The sequence below is a fragment of the Bacillus chungangensis genome, from assembly GCF_030812995.1.
Taxonomy (GTDB): domain Bacteria; phylum Bacillota; class Bacilli; order Bacillales; family Bacillaceae_C; genus Bacillus_CF; species Bacillus_CF chungangensis.
The window spans coordinates 14,233-33,081 of sequence record NZ_JAUSTT010000006.1 but is presented as its reverse complement, the minus strand read 5'-3'; the positions used below and the strand labels follow the sequence as shown (position 1 = coordinate 33,081).

13 protein-coding genes are annotated in these 18,849 nt (G+C 37.1%); 3 read left to right on the top strand and 10 right to left on the bottom strand.

The window, feature by feature from the left end; translation table 11 throughout:
* Positions 1-158: 158 nt before the first annotated feature.
* The 3 genes from J2S08_RS06160 to J2S08_RS06150 form a co-directional block, all read right to left on the bottom strand.
* A complete protein-coding gene (locus J2S08_RS06160) occupies positions 159-1,430 on the bottom strand; it encodes a hypothetical protein (protein WP_307227707.1) in 1,272 nt (423 codons plus the stop codon).
* 481 nt (positions 1,431-1,911) lie between these two features.
* Positions 1,912-3,327 (bottom strand): alpha/beta hydrolase family protein, encoded by a 1,416-nt coding sequence (locus tag J2S08_RS06155; protein ID WP_307227706.1) that lies wholly within the window; start codon positions 3,325-3,327, stop codon positions 1,912-1,914.
* A 19-nt stretch (positions 3,328-3,346) separates the two neighbouring features.
* Positions 3,347-4,771 (bottom strand): alpha/beta hydrolase family protein, encoded by a 1,425-nt coding sequence (locus tag J2S08_RS06150; protein WP_307227704.1) that lies wholly within the window; start codon positions 4,769-4,771, stop codon positions 3,347-3,349.
* Between the two features lie 938 nt (positions 4,772-5,709).
* Between J2S08_RS06150 and J2S08_RS06145 the strand changes: the two genes are divergently transcribed.
* A complete protein-coding gene (locus J2S08_RS06145) occupies positions 5,710-6,777 on the top strand; it encodes a DUF3900 domain-containing protein (RefSeq protein WP_307227702.1) in 1,068 nt (355 codons plus the stop codon).
* A 194-nt stretch (positions 6,778-6,971) separates the two neighbouring features.
* On the opposite strand, the gene J2S08_RS06140 is transcribed toward J2S08_RS06145, so the two are convergent.
* The 7 genes from J2S08_RS06140 to fdrA all read right to left on the bottom strand — a co-directional run bounded on the left by J2S08_RS06140 (position 6,972) and on the right by fdrA (position 17,070).
* Positions 6,972-8,225, bottom strand: a complete 1,254-nt coding sequence (locus tag J2S08_RS06140) for an MFS transporter (protein ID WP_307227700.1) — start codon at positions 8,223-8,225, stop codon at positions 6,972-6,974.
* Positions 8,226-8,642: 417 nt separating this feature from the next.
* The gene (locus J2S08_RS06135) at positions 8,643-9,356 is read right to left on the bottom strand and encodes a response regulator transcription factor (RefSeq protein WP_307227698.1); all 714 of its coding nucleotides are present in this window, start codon (positions 9,354-9,356) and stop codon (positions 8,643-8,645) included.
* On the bottom strand, positions 9,325-11,970 hold the full coding sequence (locus J2S08_RS06130) for a sensor histidine kinase (RefSeq protein WP_307227697.1): 2,646 nt from the start codon (positions 11,968-11,970) through the stop codon (positions 9,325-9,327). Before J2S08_RS06130 ends, J2S08_RS06135 begins: the two co-directional genes overlap by 32 nt.
* A gap of 187 nt (positions 11,971-12,157) precedes the next feature.
* Positions 12,158-13,096 (bottom strand): carbamate kinase, encoded by a 939-nt coding sequence (gene arcC, locus J2S08_RS06125; RefSeq protein ID WP_307227695.1) that lies wholly within the window; start codon positions 13,094-13,096, stop codon positions 12,158-12,160.
* Entirely contained in the window at positions 13,096-14,013 is a 918-nt protein-coding gene (locus J2S08_RS06120) for an oxamate carbamoyltransferase subunit AllH family protein (RefSeq protein ID WP_307227693.1), read from the bottom strand. The genes arcC and J2S08_RS06120 overlap by 1 nt, the downstream gene beginning before the upstream one ends.
* Positions 14,014-15,279: a YlbE family protein gene (locus tag J2S08_RS06115; protein ID WP_307227691.1), complete on the bottom strand. Its 1,266-nt coding sequence runs from the start codon at positions 15,277-15,279 to the stop codon at positions 14,014-14,016.
* Positions 15,280-15,321: 42 nt separating this feature from the next.
* Positions 15,322-17,070 carry an acyl-CoA synthetase FdrA gene (fdrA, locus tag J2S08_RS06110; protein ID WP_307227689.1) on the bottom strand — a complete coding sequence of 583 codons (1,749 nt, stop codon included), beginning with the start codon at positions 17,068-17,070 and terminating at the stop codon, positions 15,322-15,324.
* 322 nt (positions 17,071-17,392) lie between these two features.
* Here fdrA and J2S08_RS06105 point away from each other — a divergent pair, with 322 nt between their 5' ends.
* The gene (locus J2S08_RS06105; RefSeq protein ID WP_307227687.1) at positions 17,393-18,259 is read left to right on the top strand and encodes an alpha/beta hydrolase; all 867 of its coding nucleotides are present in this window, start codon (positions 17,393-17,395) and stop codon (positions 18,257-18,259) included.
* Positions 18,260-18,550: 291 nt separating this feature from the next.
* The gene (locus J2S08_RS06100) at positions 18,551-18,808 is read left to right on the top strand and encodes a DUF2164 domain-containing protein (protein WP_307227685.1); all 258 of its coding nucleotides are present in this window, start codon (positions 18,551-18,553) and stop codon (positions 18,806-18,808) included.
* Positions 18,809-18,849 lie beyond the last annotated feature (41 nt).

The following is an 18,849-nucleotide window of genomic DNA, read 5'->3' as shown; positions in this document are numbered from 1 at the left end:
TAGGCAGAAACGCCGCCAGCAATTCCATTAACAAAGGCGTTTTCCTATTCCTCCTATTTTAGCACAAAACGCACATTCCGCTACCCTCAAAAAAAGCATAAAAATCGATGGTTCTTTCTGGAAGGAACCATCGATAGCATCCATTGTAGTTGTCATTTTTACACTTCATCTAACTCAATTAGCTCACCATTATGAGCGAGTACTCCAAATGAGGAATCTATTTTTTTGCATAATATGTAGTGCTGCTCTTCAAAATCGTAGACAAAGACGGGTGTTAGTTCGATTGTCGTTTTTATTTTTTCAAATGCTTCCTTTTTGTTGATTTTTTTAGCGGCAGGTGAAAGATAATCTTTGTACATTTCTAGAAACCAATTGCTATCCATATAATTGATAGCTTGAAAGCTAGTAGCATCAATAAATACTTTCAATTTTTTTTGAAATACTCTTCTATCTTGGACTTGTTTCAAGCCGGCAATGATGTATCCGTCCCTACGATGCAAGAAATTTAACACCCATTTACCAGTATCTTGAGGAAATTCCATTCTTAAAAAATCTAACACTACTTTGGTCGCTTTTTCCTGCTCATGCTTTGTTAATGGAAACGTATCTGGATGAGGCGCAAAAGAAAATGCTTGATCTACTGTAACGGAATTATCTTCAAATTTTATTGGATATCGTTTAAATGTTTCTTGTAGCGGATCATCCCATTCCATTACCATATCTATATTAATGTAAGAATGTCTATCTCCTATAATGTCAAAAGGCAGCGTTTTTTTATTATGAGCGACATATATCTCCTCTAGCGCATAGATAGGAAGCCACTTTTCTTCCTTGCTAGAAGGAAAATCCAACAGCTTACATTGCTCATATGCGATTTGTTTTACATACTCATTATCTAATGTAAGTGTGTTTTTCACTTTATTCAATGTTTTCTGTGAGAGAAAATGCCCATAATTCGAAAAAAAGGTTAATCTTCCCTGATCATCAAGCCGAAGTTCCATTAGACCTGATGGTGAGAGCGGGATGCCGTTTATACATGCTTCAAACATGATTTTTTCTGTTTCTTTATTCTTTATTTGGAAATGCTCAAGATACGTAAAACCTGTTTCTCGTTCTATCCAACGGATGGCTTTCTCTGAATCAGGGCTGTTAAATGTGATTGTATTAGCAAATGTTTTTCCCTCTACAAAAATAATACTTTTCAAACGGCTGCTTTTTAGATCTAATTCTATAAGAGCCGTTCCTGGTGGATTAAGCTCATCTTCTGTTTGTTCTTTTATGCAGCGAGGAAACCATTCCATCACTAATGTATAATCTGTTTCATTCATCACATTCTTATCTGAATAGATGTTCCAAGTATGGAGGAAGTAAGCATCTAGACCAAACTTTTCTTTTGTTAAATCAACAAGTTCTTTTATTCGTGAATCCATATTATTTCGATCCCTCCAGATCATTTTTATGGCAGCTGTTCATACGAAAGCCGAGAGATATGCAATTATATGATTCGTTCGTATGATGGAAATACTAGACGCCAAAGAAAAGATAAATTGCTACGCCTAAAAGGTTATCATGCCTGCCACTCTGTATAAAGTTAAACTTTCTTAAGGTTGTCTCAAAAACATCACATTTTTAAAAAATAGAGTAGGGTCTTAAAAGTTCAGTTCAATCAGTGAAACTTCCATTAATGAGGCTTTTCTTTTATCATCCCTGTACTTTGAGGATCTCAAACTAAGAACGCAACGTCCTCGAAAAAGAAATATCACCTTTTTCAAGGACGATGTATTACTGTCCGAGCTTTCTTTATCCTGTCGGCTCAATACTTGTTGTTATCCCAACCTGTCGCTTCGATTCGTCTAACTCTTGTGCTAGGAATTATCATTCGTCAGATAGATATGGGGAAAAATTCATATTTTATTCATCCCCTTTCCTGAAATTGATTTTTGGATACATACTAATAAGTGATTCAAGAGAACAATCCGAGCTTTCTTTCAAATTTTGATCGAAAAAGCATATTGTTGCTTCATTCACAATCTGATGATTTTGTTTCACATCAGGACTTATCCAAGCAATCAACGGAGAATACAGAGGAAAATCAGTAAAGTTTAAGTGACCGGCCTTTTTGATATCGAGTATATAGGCTTTTTCTTGGAAAGCTCGCTTTCGACGTTTTTGTTCCTCCATCACCATTTTATTTGATAAATCATCATTGTCGATAGAATGATCGCTATTCATAAGCAATACGGGCTGCTTAATGCTTTCAGTCCGATCGCTTCCGTAAATATACCCATCCATGTTAATCCCTGCTTTAAATAATTGATTTTTGTACAAGGTGTTAACAATAGTGGCTCCTCCGAAGGAATGACCGAATAGCCCGACATTCAAAAAATCGATTTTATTTGCGAAGAGACTGTTGGATTTTGCTTCATCTAGTTTTTTCATTTGTTCCAATGCAAATTCGAGATCCTGAGTCTGTTCTTCAATCACTCGGCTGGATACAACGTTCTGAGCATCATATTCCATTGGCAGCTTTGAAAAGAAGTCAACGAACGGGACGAAACTACCGTCTGGATAAGCAGCTGTAAGAGCCGTTTGAGGATGCTCTACGGCAGCAACAACATAACCATGGCTTGCCAATTCAATCGTCTGAAATGAATTGGTAAAACCTGCGCCTGTCATATTACCGTGTGAAAAGAAAACAAGCGGGATTTTCCCGATATCATTTGCAAAAACTGGTTCCGAGTAAGTATTCGTTTCCACTAAATCAAAATAACGGAACAACCATTTTGGTGTATCAAACTGCTTCTCCAGCGCTTCCGATAAAACTGTCAAATGGCTAATGTAAGGGGCTTTCTGGGAAGTGGAATCGAGTTCGGCCGGATACCAAATTTGGACATTGATTCGCCTCGGTTCTCCTTGTTCAATCTCCCTATTCTCATCGAGCCAGCTGTAGTTTACAGTTCCTACCTTATAGGGACCAGTCGGTTTTTCCAATGAAAATACAGGAAGTAAGCAAGGCAAGCCTGCTGCAATCACACTATACGGTAAAGCAATGAAACTTAACAAAAATGCTGCAAGCTTACTATTTTTTTGTTCGGAGACAGGGCGGAGCTCACGAATAAGATAGACAAGCAATACAATTCCGATTGAAAAGTAGACAAATACCATTTGCCATCGTCCCCCTTCAACGATGAAATGGCAGATGCTTCCTCCGATCAATAGTAATGGTAGTAGCATTCCAAGCCAACGAGTCAGGCGTTTCCGGTACCAAATGACATGCCATAACATGCCGATGCTCAACACAGTAATCATGATTTCAAATAGGCGCATGGATACCCCTCCTCTACGTTCAGTGCTTTATTAAATTTATTTCAGGATAGCGTTTTGACATTTCTTCCATTGAAATAGAATGATCCCCTTTGACATAGTTATTGAAAAACGTTAGAGAGACATCATTAATACGTCGATGAGTTAGTCTAACGTTTTCGCCTTTTTCTTTCATTAGCGGCGAATACAGAGGAAAATCGGTATAACTCATATGATTCGTATGAGGAATCGTTAAAGAATAGCCGCCATCCGTCATTGCAAGCGTTGTACGGCGCTCTAATTCGTTCCATACCTTCTTGAAAATATCCATAGAGACGTCTGATTGTTCTTTTGCAGCTTGAAGATATTGATCAGCATCATCTGCATTCATGATCATAAATGGCTTGCTGATTCCTTCCTTTGGAGCAGGTTTTCCATAGAGACCGCCGTCCATATTAATGCCCGCCTTCACACGCTCATCCTCCATTAATATTTGCATGGCTGTTGCTCCTCCATATGAATGGCCGATCATGCCAATCCGCTTCATATTAATAGCATCGCGAAAATGATCTTCCGAATCCCCAGCGTTGAATTTTTCCATCTTATCTAGGACAAATTTCACGTCCTTCACCCATAATGGTATATGTTTGTCCAAGACAGAAAGTCCTTCATCTAACTGAGAGCGAGAAAGCGCGGTTCGTCCATCTGGAAATACAGTAGCGGCAGCGTCATAAGTATGATCAATAGCAGCTACAATATAACCGTGACTTGCTAGCTCTTCCATTTGAAAGGTATTTTGGCCGCGGAATTGATCCATGCCATGTGAAAAAATTAACAGCGGCCAAGCTGTTTGTTCCCTAGACAGCAGTGCTCCCTGATGAGAATGAGTTTTTACCAATCCCAAATGCTCGAAAAGGAATGCTGGAAAAGGCCTTGTCAACGCTAAACCGGAAGCTAATTCTTTCGAATGAGTGATGTAAGGAGCAGTAGGTTCTTTACTTCCAGTTTCTGCTGGATACCAAAGCTGCACCATCAATTCTCGATGAGCCTCAGGATTATCTATATATGCTTCAGGACGTTTTTCATCTATAAAATGATATGTTTTTGTTCCTATTTCATAGCGTCCGGTAGGTTTGTCAAATGTAAAAATAGGCACAATCAGCGGCAGTGCAACGGAAAAGGCTAAATACAAACTAATAAAACCTATTTTGAATATCCGAGCTGCCACGGAAGTTGAAACTGTATATTTATTTGGAAAAACAAAGATTAACAATATCACCAAAAGCAGCACAGTATATGCCGGCATCATTTGCCATCGGTAGCCTTCCAGCAGCAAATGAAGCGCAGTTGCGACACTAGAAGCTCCCAGTAAAATAAGGTTAATGCGGGTTAAGCCTCTACCAAAAAGCAGAACCCGGCCTAAAGTAAAAAAATTCAATATGATAACAAAACATTCGAAAATCCTCAAAACATTTCTCCCCATTCTTGGCTTTCTTCATCTCTTCATCTCTGTTATGTCATGATTCGTTTTCGTCTTCTGTTTAGAACATGTGTCCTTCTTTTTTGAGAATGTTGTGTTTCTAGCTTGAGATCATCTACTATATTATTAGTTTACATAACATTATTATTGTTTATCTAATGCTTTAACAAATTTTCTATTTAAATTAATTCTTAACGATATTATTTATCTTATCCAGTGTTGATTTTTAGGAACTCTTTTACAGTAGGTAAGTACCTTTACCCCAATTCCCTTTATCACTGTATGTGTCTCATCGAATCTCTTCATGACCTCCGTTGTATGTATGTAATCAATTAGAGCTCCTTATGGTAATTGGGGTAGTATTTTATATAGGCTGCCTTTCCTATGGTTGAGATTTACTGTTTTTTTGGTTCTTTACTATCACGGCAATCTCTATCCATTATGGCAAGAAGTCTGCAACTATTGCTGCCCTTACATATATTTATATCAATTGTCAAATACATGATCGTGGCAATATTATTCTAATTAGAAGTTGTGTTTACTCTATTCTACTTACAATCTTCTCCACGTTACCGAGAATTTGTCTTGCACGTATCCAAAAGTATGACAAAATGGTATACCTACAGCTTCCTCTCTTATGTTTACGTGTTTTTTTCTTTGTAAATGTTATTAAATTATAGTTAAGCAAATTAAACATCTTATAAACGACACATTACGATTACATTAACGATTGAAAATGTACGTAATCAAAAGTTCATAATTATATATTTATTTTCTATTAAAGGGTAGAGTCGGCTGCTAGGGACGAGATCGGTAATATAAGTATTCCTGATAAATCGATTCCCCAAAAAATATACAGTATTGACGGAGAAAGGACGATTTTCTATACTGAAGAAGCTGAAAAATAATGAAACAAGGTGATTTATGTGGATTTTCAAATCCGTTTTTTATCTTTTTATGTCATACAAGTAGATGGAAAAGACGAACAAGCAAACAAGCATTTTAAGCATTTTCAAACATTAGATACAGATGAATATGAAAATAACGCTTTAAAAGACTTTTTAGATGGAGAGCTTACAAAAATAGTAAAAAGAAAAGTAGAACGCCACCCTAAGTCCGAAGCGGCGCCGACAAAAATCGGCCGCTTCATCGTTGAACCTGGCCACGATCTGTCATCAAATCCAAATTATAATATGTTCCATCAACTAAGATTTGCAGAAACAAAAGAAGCATTTAAAGCATTAAGTGAAGCATTCATTCGCGCTTACCTCGATACGAGTGCGGTTAGGGGCGGTGCTTTTTTAGTTGCATCTGCAACGCCAAAAAAGTACTTCGATGATTCCTTTGTTTTTATCATGAAATGTGATTTTGAGCCGAAAGTTGCTTCGATTGCTGATGAATCATCCCTTATTCGAAAAGTAGAAATGGCGATTACAACAAAAAATATGAAATCAATTCAGTATCCTTACATGCCGGAAGAAGGAATGATAGAGGAACAGGATGTAAAAATACATCAAGCTTCACATGCTCGCTATTTTGAAGACTTCTTGAAGTTTGTCGAATACGGAGAATCAATGCCTGAAATCATGCGATCACAAGTGAAAACGATGGTAGAAGAGCATTTTCAAGAAGTTTTAAAAGATAATAGTGAAGAGCTGCAGCAGTTTGAACAAGAAATGGAGATATGGGAAACAAGTCCAAAGCGGGATATTCAAGAGCGCTTAACAACAACAGAAGTGATGGAAGCAGCTGCACATATAGTAGAGCATACTCCTGAAGCAGAATTAAAAATGTCGCTTGGGGAAACGTCTGTGAAAGGATTGCTGGCAGATTTTGGCGAGTCTATTCATTTAGCAAAAGTTAATGAGCGTTATGTACTGCTTATTGAAGCTGATTCCATTACCTTTGAAAAAGGGGTATCACCGATTGAGTTTTTAAAACCTGAAAATTTGCAGGAAGTGATAGAGAAAATGAATAAAGAAGCAGTTCGTTGAAGTAGGACATTATATAAGGAAGAAATATACGAAGTGGCTGCCAATGCATTGAAGAGCGTTTAACAACTACAATAAGAAAGATTTGTTTAGGACACATCCTCAATACGTAAGATTGTAATCTACTTCACAAAGATGTGTCCCTTTAGTATTTACAAGCATTTAGATCATTGTTGATCTGTCTATAATAGCAACTTTTACGCTGCAGCAGTTGTTGGTTGTTTTTCTTCTTTTACAAATAGCATGGCGATAAATCCTACAACGAGAAGTGCTGATGCAAGATAGAATCCAGATGCCATTTTACCAGTGACATCAGAAAGATAGCCTGTCACATATGGTGCTAAGATAGAAGAGCTCATTCCTATAAAGTTATACACACTAAATGCTGTACTTAATGCTTGTTTAGGTGCATTATTTGCTACTAAAGCAACCAATATCGGGTTTAAACTAATTTTACCGCAAATACCATAAACGATTAGTGATATATAGAGAATGGTCATATTTTCAAAATATACGATAGAAGCGGTTGTAACAAATGCAACTGGCAGCAAGAACAAAACAACTGGTTTCCGTCTACCTATTTTGTCAGATACCCAACTGAAAAACAGAGAACCTGGAATAGCTGCCCACGGTACAAGTGATGATACAAAAGCGATGCTTCCACCAGTTAAGCCACGTTCTGATTCTAAATAGTATGGCAGCCAAGTTAATATCATAAAGAAGCCATAGATTGAACAGAAAATTGTAATGTACGCCATTAATAAATTGCGGTTTTTAAATAAGGATGAGAACTTAAACGGTTCAGTTGGAACGTCTGTATCTTGTTCTTTCACTTTTGCTTGTACATTTTTTGGTTTATCTTTTATAACCCATGCCATAAGCAGACCAACTAGGATAATTGGAACTGCAATAATATAAAATGGCACTCTCCAACTTGCTCCCCACTCTAATACAACATAACTTGAAATATAATATCCGATCGAAGTACCAAACGCCATCCCACTGTTGATAATTGCACTACCTAATGTAATACGGTGCGGCGGTATCGCCTCAGATGACAACGCATATTGTGGACCATAGTATGTTCCTTGTGCGGCCCCAACAATAATCCATGCACTAATAAAATAAACGTATGTGTGCATTGTACCAGTAAGTGCAGCAAAAAGGCCAAAAACGATAAAACCGGGAACGAGGACACGCTTTCTGCCAATTTTGTCTCCTATGATCCCTGAAGGAATTTGTGTTGCTGCATAAGCAAAAAAGAACAAACTACTAATGAGTCCTAGTTGAGCTTTGGTCAATGAGAACTCAGCTTGAATATCTCCCATTAACGGATTAAGGACTGTTCGAGCGGCGTAAATTACAAGCCAGCCTAAAAAGAAAACAGAGACGACTTTAACCCAATAAGGAATTCGTTCATTTGGTGTTCCTTTTTCAATAGGTTCTTCCATATTTAGTTCCTCCTATTAAGATTCATGATGTCCATTTCTTATAATGAACTATCTCAATAGAAATATACGATAAACCTCATTGCATTCGAATAAAATTAAAAACGTTTACATTACAAAAACATTAAAACACTTAAAATTACTAGACCTATATACAGGAAGCCATTAAAAATGACGGTGCGTTTTTTTGTCACGATATTCTAAGCGAATGTTGCTTTTCACATTTCTCACTTCTTCTCTTGACATTTAATTGATTCGGGTCTACAGAATAAACCTTGAAAAAGGGTTTTCTTTTTCATAGAGGTTTATTCTGTAGACCCGAACTCATCTTTAGAATGGACGTAAAAAAATCGAAAAACCATACAATCGGTTTTTCGATTTACATTCTTCTATCTTCAATATATTTAAGAGTTCATACATTTAAGAATGACTGATGCTGCGCAGCATGTATCCAAGGCCGGGATACGTAATAATATATTCCTCTTTGTTTTGTAAAAGCTCATTTATTTTCCTTCGTATTCTCGCAATTCCAACTCGTAAATATTCAACATCATCTCGATATTGCGGCCCCCATACTTCAGATAAAATTGTTTCGTGCTGTACAACTTTATCTAAATTAAGCGCTAGTAATTCCAGAATGGAATACTCTGTAAACGTAAGCTTAAATTCTTCATTATTGATCCAACATCTCTTGCTGCCAATATCTATTGCTAATTTGCCAGTTTTAATAATTGGCGATTGTGTCATTTGTTGATTTGCTAGGCTTGGTTGTGTTCTTCTTAATACTGCATTCACCCTAGCGAATAATTCATCTAAGGAAAAAGGTTTTGTTAAATAATCATCTGCTCCTACATTCAATCCTTGCACTTTGTCTTGGGGATTGCTTCTAGCGGTAAGCATAATAACTGGCACATTGCTGAATTTACGCAGCTCTTCTAATACGTAAAATCCATCGTGGCCAGGCATCATAATATCTAATAAAATTAAATCAGGCGAAATAAGATCGAACTTTTCAAATAGCTCTTCCCCAGAACTTACCGTATTTACCTCATACCCAATTGATTTTAAATTAGCTGCAATAAATCTTAAAATTTTCGGTTCATCATCTACAATACAAATCTTTTGATTTCTCATGCTGCACTTCCTTTCTTAACGGAAAAGACAATATAAAGGTACTTCCTTTTCCTGGTTCACTATTCACTTCTATTTTTCCTTCATGAGCATCCATGATCCCTTTGCATATTGCAAGACCTAAACCAGTTCCACCTGTTCTTCTTGTTGCTGTTACGTCTACCTGATAGAAGCGATTAAATATTCTCGTAATATGATCCTTGGATATCCCGATGCCATTATCAGAAACAGAAATAATAATGTGATCCTTTTCTTTATCCAGTGTAATATCAATTTCCTTTAAATTCGAATCATTATAGCGAAGTGCATTCGTAAATAAGTTCATTAGTACTTGCTGAACGCGCCTTTTATCCGCATAAAAAAGAGTAGATTCATCTAAGTGATGATGAAATTGAAAGATCGCATTTTTTCGTAAATCTTTAGGGACTTGTTCAATTGTTTCTTCAATTATATGGTCAGGGCGTACCATATTCCGTTCTACATACATTGTTCCTGATTCTATTTTTGAAATATCCATCCAGTCATTTACTAAATGCTGAATTCTTTCAATGTCTTCGTGCACCCCTTCCAAAAGTTCCTGTTGGAATTCTGGCTCCCATTTCACTTCAGAACGCAGCAATGTTTCTACACTGCCTTTGATATTCGTGATCGGTGTTTTAAATTCATGTGAAGTAAGTGAAATCAGATTATTTTTTAATGTATCAATTTCTTCTTCTTTTGTAATATCACGCAATAATAATCCTTCACCAATTCTTTCTTCATCTAACATGACAGAAAATTTATGCAGCAAATAAAACTTTGGTTTTCCTGATGTTTGCTTATATTCAAGTTTGAGCTCGTTTTGATTATTAGTGAAAAAAGCAGACAAGCATTCATTCGACACATTAAACAACGTAAGGAATCGTTCGTATACATCTTCTAGAACAACTAAAGGCTGATCTTCTACTATATCGTTTGTTACAACATTAAGGAAGTATTCATTGACATATTCCACTTCATTACGGTCATTTAACATCATTAATCCTTCAGACAAACTTTCTACAACTGCTTCTAATTCAGCATGTTTGTTTCGAATTTGCTCAAAAAGGAACTTGTTTTGCAGCACCACTGCCAAAGAGCTGGCAAACGTTTGTAAAAAATCGCGGTCGCTTTCTGTTATCGACTGTTCGTTTTGAAGATCAACGACTAGAAATCCTTTATGGTTTTTTTCGACATGTATCGGTTCGATATGTTGTTGTTCACCTAACATATTGTTGCTAAGGTATTCTTGCAAGTTTTGATTCGTATGAATCGTCGTGCTTGTAACAGCTACATGATGAAAGAGTACATGGATCGAATAAAATGCATATGGTTCGATTTTTTTCAAGCAGTGCTGAATAAAGTGAGCGATATCTTTGTCAGATGAAACAGAAGTAATCAATTTATTGACAGCCTTCAGCTCTAAATTTTTGTTCTCTAAACGAGCAGTTCTCTCCTGCACTCTTCCCTCAAGAGCAGTATTTAACTCGATTAGTTCCTGCCGGTTCCTTTCCACTTCATGAATCATATGATTAAAATAATAGAATAACTCTTCCATTTCCTTTGGACCATGTATTTTTTTTGTAATCGTATCTTTCTTTTTCAAACCTTTTGTATAATCTTTAATATATTTGAGTAAGTTGCTAATTGTTTTTTCCAAGCGGTTTGTTAAAATGAGGCTCATACCAATCATGACAATTGCAGTGATAAGAAGAAATACTAAAATCGTCATAATGGCCTTTTTATACGTGTTCGTAATCGCTGCCGTCGGTTTGCCAACCCAAACTGTCCAGTCAAGAAAGTCAATTTTTTCGTACGTAATATATTCTTTCTCATGTTCATTTTCTACCGTAAAATAATGACCGCGCTTTTCATTTTGCTGCTCTTTAATGTATCGAGCAATTTCCGAGTCAGAAAGGTTAACCATCTCTACTCTTGTGTCGATATCTGGATGAACGATCACATTATTTTCTTGGTCTAAAACAACCGCATAGCCCTCTTCTCCGAAGCTTCGGTTTTTAATATGCTCATCTAATGAGTTTAAATCTAAAGCACCTAGTACATAACCTTCCATATCTCCATTATCGTTTAATATTGGAGAAACAATCGTTACGAGCAGTATATCTGTGCCGCCTCTCCCGTGGAACACTGAAGAGATGACTGTATCCTTCTTTTCTACTAACTCTTTATAGTAAGGACGATCACTAAAATCAAGATTTTCCCTTTTCGCTCCATCAGTATACACTTCTGGATAAAAAACGATCGATTGCCCCTCTTTATTCCCTACATATAAATTGACAAAACCAGGATAGTTATTTTTTATATCCTTTAGCTGCTGTTGAATTCCTGCGATGTCTCTATTTGCAAAGAGCTGCTTCACATTTAATGCTTGTGTCTGAATCGCTTTTTGGTGATCTTGAACGTAGTTAATAATATAATCTTCAAGAAATTTTGTCGTTTGTGTTTGGCTTTTTTGATTTTCTTTAATTAAAGAGGATATTTGAAAGATTTGAAAAACGCCAAGACATAGAATTGAAAATAACGTAATTGTTAAAAAAGAATAAATAAGTTCTTTCTTAAAGGAGCGTGATTTCCTCATGTCATCTCTCCTCTGTAAGTAAGTACCAATGTCAGTATAAATGTCGACAACAGCTGATAAAAAGGCTCCTATTAATAGTATAATAGAGTTTATACATTCTTAACATAAGATAAAAATGGCATCTGTTACAGCTTTAAGAAAAAACAAAGCAGTGAAACAGATACCATATAAATGATGTTGAATGTTATTATTTCGTAATGTGCGTACCTGCTTTTCCTTCCATTGCAAGATCGGCCTGATCTAGCGAGCAAATGATTGCTTTACCGCCTTGTTCGGCAAAATTAATTGCAGCTTCCATTTTCGGTCCCATGCTTCCTGCAGAAAATTGCCCTTCTTTTACATATTGTTTTGCTTCTTCTAAAGAAACATGCGTTAATGATTTTTGATCTGGCTTACCGTAGTTAATATACACGTTTTGCACGTCTGTCAAAATCATGAACACATCAGCCTTCACTTCTTCTGCTAGTTTTAGTCCACTTCTATCTTTATCAATTACTGCTTCAATGCCCTTGCAAGTACCGTCATTATTTTTTACAACAGGTATACCGCCGCCGCCGGCTGCAATGACAATCGCATTTGTATCTGTTAATTGTTTGATGATGTCAGAGCCAAGAATGGATTTTGGCAAAGGTGAGGCAACGACGCGTCTCCAACCGCGGCCTGCGTCTTCTTTCACTACCCAGTTCTTTTCCTTTGCTAATTTCTTTGCTTCTGCTTCTGAATAAAATACACCAATTGGTTTTGAAGGATCTTGAAAAGCAGGATCATTTTTATCGACTTCAGTTTGTGTCAACATACTAACAACAGCATTTTTTAATCCTAGCTTTTGTAGTTCATTTTTTAACGTTTGATCCATCATGTAGCCGATAAAACCTTGAGATTCTGCACTGCATACATCTAATGGAAACGGCGGTACGACATCTTTAGCCTCTTCATTTTGGCGTAAAATATTCCCAACTTGCGGGCCATTTCCATGTGTTACAATGACCTGATAGCCATTTTTTACAATTCTGGCAATGATTTCACTGCTTTTCCGTACATTATCCAATTGATTTTCATAAGTTGCTTCTTGTTTTGGTTGTAAAATAGCGTTCCCACCTAGTGCGATTACAACTTTTTCTGCCATCAGTTATTCCTCCTTATTGCTGCTATTCCGATTAACATGCCAAATGCGGTATCCACGCCAGAGCTGTGACCCATTGACATTAACGATAACAAGTGCTTTTTCAAATTTATCTGTCTATTAGTTACAGTCAAGTCATTCATAACGTTTGCTACTGATGAACTAAATTCGCCTTTCAATGCATAGGTTAGATATTCTTTGCTTATATCTGTTGTCAATGACTCTTGCTCAATTAAATCCTTTACTGTTTGTAAAAAAATAGGATGAAATGCCTCAGTAATAGTATGGATTGCTAATAAACCAACAATGTGGTCATCCCCTGATGGCGTTAATCCTTTACCTCTGCCTAAAAAATAACGTACTACTTTTTCTATTTCTTGACGATCGCTAGAAAAAACAGCATTCATTAAAGCACAAACTTGTTTGCCTGTTTCATTGTCTACTTGAAATGAAACATCTACGTTTGATTTATCTTCCACATCCAGAAATTGTTTCATATTTAAGTCTAAACCTGTTGATTCTGCATGATTACTTAAAACAGCTGCAAATTCCGCTAAATATGGAAGAAGCGTTCCTTTGCTTCCTATTAATTTTTTTACATAGTTTTTATATGGGATGGCGTTATTAAAACTAACTATGAGATGATCCTCAAAGGACAATTGTGCTGATGCGTCATTCCAAGTAACAGAAGAACACTCTTTCATTGATCCTATAAGCTGTTGAACCGTTTGTTTTTGCATATGAATACCAAATGGGAGATGTCCATTTTTCGTCGTTCCGATAAAAAGCAAACAATCTCCCATACGAATGTTCATGCCATTGCTAAATTTGCTATGAACGTATCCGGACTTGTATTTCTTAAGTAGTAGAGGAATATGTTGATGATATTCCTCTACTACAAAAGTGGATTGATTTAACATTTAGATCAAGCCTAATTTTTCAGCATACGCTTCAAGTGCTTTTTCAAAACATTCTTTTGGAGCTCGAACAGTACCAGCACCAACCTGTCCTAAACCAGGCTTTTTATGAGCAATACCAGTATTGATAACAGGTTCAATTCCTGTTTCAACTACTTTGCGTGCATCAATGCCAAGGCATGCCCCTTGGAAATCCCAAGTTGGAATTGTAAAGTTGCTATTTTGATCAAGACAAATTTCCATCATTTCGTTGCTTGTAGCAAGTGCATCTTGGAAACCACCTGCACCAACGAAACGAGTAACTCCTGGTGCAGCAATCATTGCCATTCCGCCAAAACCATATGCTTCAACGATTGCACTATCTCCAATATCAGGGTTCGCATCGTCTTGGGAATAGCCAGTAAAAAATAGTCCTTGTGGTGTATTTACTGGTGCAGTAAACCATTGATCGCCCATGCCACTAATACGAATACCGAAGTCTTTCCCATTGCGGCACATTGCAGTTACGACAGTACCAGCTTCAATTTTCTTTCTAGCGCCATCAAGTACTGCTTTTCCTGTCGCCATTGCGATGTTTAAGAAGAACTGATCGGTGTCAGCTAAAAATTGGATAACATCTTTGCGATCTTTTTCGCTAATGTCTAATTGTGCGATATATGGGCTAATCTCTTTTAGGAAAATGAGGGACGCGGCAATATTGCGCTGATGAAACTCATCACCCATTGTTACTGCTTTCGCAATCATTACGTTCAGATTTAAACCATCTTCCGTTAGTTTCAATGCAGATGCAATCGTTGGCCCTAATACATTTTGCATCCATTTTAGACGATTGATTACTTCTTCCGAATATGCGCCAAAACGAAGCACTTTTCCAATACCTTCATTCATGATGCAGTATGCTTCATTTCCTTCACTGCGATTTTCTACTACAAAGACAGGCATATTAGCAGAAGTGATGCCGCCCATGGGTCCTACTGCATCTACATGATGACAAGGAATAAATGTTACTTCGCCGTTAGCAAGCATATTGCGTGCGTCTTCCTCATTGTTTGTCCAACCTTCAAATAAAGCAGCTCCAATACAAGAGCCTTGCATCGGACCAGTCATTTCCTCCCATTTAATTGGAGGACCAGCATGAAGCAGTACCTTACCTTCATTTAATTCTTTGATTTTTTCTTTAGCAGGTACAACGTCGACAAGAAACGGGGCTGCTCCAGATATGTTGTCAATTACCGCCTTATTTGCTTCGTCAATAGAGTTGTATTTCATTTGTATCCTCCTAAATAATTATATTTAATTTCCAAAATTAAATTATTTTAGTAAGCTTAAAATCTTTCTCATTTTTTCATTTCCGCCAGCGACTGGTCTCCAGTCTAAATGAACGACACGGCCGCCATACGCAGTAATAGCGTCTGTAAAGCTCTTCAATCCAACATTTATAATCGCAGGTTCGTTATTTACTAAAGCATCCATCTCTTTCGATACAGTTAAATCGAAAGTTGTAGTAGGAGTCTGTACATCTATGCGGGCTTTTTTCACGTCATTTACTTGCAGTCCAACAATCTGAAGTGCAGTACGAACAGCTTGGTTGTTGCTATCCTTAACAATAATTCCAGCCTCTGCAAGCTTTTTCTTATGATCTTGGTAGTCTTGCGGATCGTTTTCTGTTCCACAGACAGAAGCTACAACGTATAGAGTGCGGCCTTGGCCTTTTGCATAAGCTACTGCTTTTTCAATTGATGGCAGTAATGCGCTTGCCATATCTTCATGCGATCCATAGCCGAGGACGAAGTCAAGAACGATGACTGCTGTTTGTTCGTCGTGGGCAGCTTTTTCAATAAATGCTGCTCTTGTTTCTGGATCAATCATTGGGTGCGGTTTACCTTGTGTATATTTATCATCACCAAGGTCAACTACTTCATGGCCGTCTTTTTTCAATACATAACCATCTTCATTTGTAATTTCTGTGCCAAGTCCTAGTGCATCAGAAATTAATACTGCAGCTTCGGATGCCAATGTACCACCAGAGAATAGGCCTTTAATCGCTGTTTGTTCTTGTTTTAGATGAATATTGTCAACTTCGTAAGCGCCATGATTGTAGTCTTCTTTTATTTCTCTTCCTTTCGCTAAATCAACCGCAATCAGAGCTGTTTCTTCTAATGTGTAAGCTTGATAAACATTGCCTTCATGTTGAGTAGGTTTTTCTCCTAGGAAAATAGTAACGACCGGCTTAGATAAGCTATGAAGCAACTCGACAACTTGATTGCGCACTTCTTTTGCTGGCGGCTTAGAAATAATAACGATAATCTCTGTTTGTTTATGCTTCTCTAATGCTTTAATGCCATCCATCATTGTGATTGCGCCAACAGGTTCTTTAAGGTCGCGTCCGCCTGTACCGATCGCATGGCTTACACCTTCACCAAGACGATCAATAATAGTAGATACTTCTTGGATGCCTGTCCCAGAAGCGCCAACGATACCAATGCGTCCTTTATTTACGACGTTTGCAAATGCCATTGGAATGCCATCTAAAATACCTGTACCACAGTCAGGACCCATCACGAGTAGGCCTTTTTCATGAGCTTTTTTCTTTAATTTCACTTCATCTTCAATTGGTACATTGTCACTGAAAAGAAATGTATGAAGACCCATGTCCAACGCTTTTTCGGCTTCTTCAGCAGCATACTGGCCAGGTACAGAAATTAATGCGAGGGTAGCATTCGGTAAAGTTTTTTTCGCTCTATCCCATGTACGAACAGTCTCAAAATCTTGACTTTTACTGCTAATCGATTGATCCTTCAAATATTGATCAACTTTTTCTAATACTTCATCCACTTTTTGTTCATCATCTGTATCTATTACAATTGCCATATCGTTTGATTCTGCTTCTTCAAGTTTTTCAGAATACAAACCTGCTGCTTTAAAAATATCTTTATTTGCAGGCGTTGCCATCATAATTTGAACTTTATTAATTCCATCTGTAGCAGCAATTGCGTTTGTTAACAACATCAAGTTAATTGAATCCTGATAAGAATTCTTCTTTACAATTGTAAATAACACTTTTACATCACCTCAGTTTGCATTTTTTTACTCTAGCACCGTACATAATGATTTGAAAACGGGATAAAAAAGTTGACGAATGCTTTTCTTCAAAATGATTATAGGAGATACAGCATTACAATCGAATAAATTTGGAAGTGTTTACATTACAAAAACATAAAAGTTTTTACTAGCTCTGCATTTTTGATATATTATAAAAATGTAAAAGAGATTTGCACACGGGTCTTTATCGGTTTAAAAAGTTCTAAGCCTGCTAATAAGTATTTGAGTTCGTCAAGTTTAGTGCTAGTGCTGACGTTATATAAGGAGATGAACGAAAGTAATGAAAACAACTTTTATTTATAAAGAAATCAACAACTGTGAAATAAAAGGAGATTTTTATCCTGTTGAAGAAAAAAATGCACCGCTTATTGTTTATATTCATGGCGGCGGCTTAATCTGGGGTACAAGGACCGACATAAACCCAGATCAAATCAAACTATATCAGCAAGCGGGCTTTCATGTTTGTTCTATCGATTACCGACTTGCACCTGAGTCAAAGTTATCGGATATCTACGAAGACATTCAGGACATGCTGATCTGGTTAAAAGAGACAGGGAAAGAAAGCTTTGGCTTTGATCCAGACAGAATAGCCGTTATCGGCGGTTCAGCAGGAGGCTATCTTGCTTTGCTAAGCGGTACTTTTAATGTTAGACCTAAAGCGATTGTTTCTTTTTATGGCTACGGAGATATTTTAGGAGACTGGTCTAAGAAACCGAATCCACATTATGCGAAAATGCAGACAGTACCGGAAGCTCTCGTGCGGCAATTAATCGAAAAGAAAACGATATCGGAGTCCCCAATCGAGAGGCGGTTTGCACTATATTTATATGGAAGACAGCAAGGGAAATGGCTTGACTTCTTGACTGACTTGGATGTTAAGGAAAGTGCGGAGCAATTGGATGCGTTTTGCCCAATTAAAAACATCGATGCGGCTTATCCTCCTACAATGCTGCTGCACGGTGATCAAGATGTTGATGTTCCATATGAACAATCGATTATGATGAATGAGGCACTTGAAAGAGCTGGGATTGACAACACGTTGCACATTATTCCAAATAAACCGCACGTCTTTGATGAAAATATGAACGACCCACTTGTGAAAAATGCGTTTGATCAAGTTATTGCATTTTTAAAAAAGAATTTGTGATAATAGATGATAGACAAAAATAACTGCACAAAATCAATAGAAGCATTTAAGATAGGGGCTGGGACATAACTGGTTAAAACCTTAAAAAGCGCGAGAAATCAATTTTAGAAACGTTGATTTCTCGCGCTTTTCTGATGTGAAATTTCTTAATTTTGCTTTAAAAATATACTTATGTCCCAGCCTCTTCTCTTATTTTACAACGTAAATAAGGCAGTAACTGAATTTTATATATGATGCATGGGAGAATGATATAATAAAGGTGTACATTTCTTAAAAGGGGGAAAAGACAACATGGTTCATTTGAAGCTGCCAAAGGAAAATAAAAAGGAGCTGATTGGGCGCATTCAAACATACTTTTACGAAGAAAGATCAGAAGAAATCGGGGAACTGGCAGCAGGGTTCCTACTCGACTTTATGATGAAGGAGATTGGGCCGGTTATTTATAACCAAGCGATCAATGATGCTCGAAAACTGATCGAAGAAAAAATGCTTTCTATTGAAGAAGATCTTCACGTGATGGAAAAACCAACGATGTTTTTAAGGCGATAGCACGAAAAGGCTGCCTAGCAGTTTTGAAAACAACGGTTTTA

Coding starts and splice junctions, on each gene's coding strand:
- J2S08_RS06160 (WP_307227707.1), bottom strand. CDS start 1,430: ATGGATTCACGAATAAAAGAACTTGTTGATTTAACAAAAGAAAAGTTT.
- J2S08_RS06155 (WP_307227706.1), bottom strand. CDS start 3,327: ATGCGCCTATTTGAAATCATGATTACTGTGTTGAGCATCGGCATGTTA.
- J2S08_RS06140 (WP_307227700.1), bottom strand. CDS start 8,225: ATGGAAGAACCTATTGAAAAAGGAACACCAAATGAACGAATTCCTTAT.
- J2S08_RS06135 (WP_307227698.1), bottom strand. CDS start 9,356: ATGAGAAATCAAAAGATTTGTATTGTAGATGATGAACCGAAAATTTTA.
- J2S08_RS06130 (WP_307227697.1), bottom strand. CDS start 11,970: ATGAGGAAATCACGCTCCTTTAAGAAAGAACTTATTTATTCTTTTTTA.
- arcC (WP_307227695.1), bottom strand. CDS start 13,096: ATGGCAGAAAAAGTTGTAATCGCACTAGGTGGGAACGCTATTTTACAA.
- J2S08_RS06120 (WP_307227693.1), bottom strand. CDS start 14,013: ATGTTAAATCAATCCACTTTTGTAGTAGAGGAATATCATCAACATATT.
- J2S08_RS06115 (WP_307227691.1), bottom strand. CDS start 15,279: ATGAAATACAACTCTATTGACGAAGCAAATAAGGCGGTAATTGACAAC.
- J2S08_RS06105 (WP_307227687.1), top strand. CDS start 17,393: ATGAAAACAACTTTTATTTATAAAGAAATCAACAACTGTGAAATAAAA.
- J2S08_RS06100 (WP_307227685.1), top strand. CDS start 18,551: ATGGTTCATTTGAAGCTGCCAAAGGAAAATAAAAAGGAGCTGATTGGG.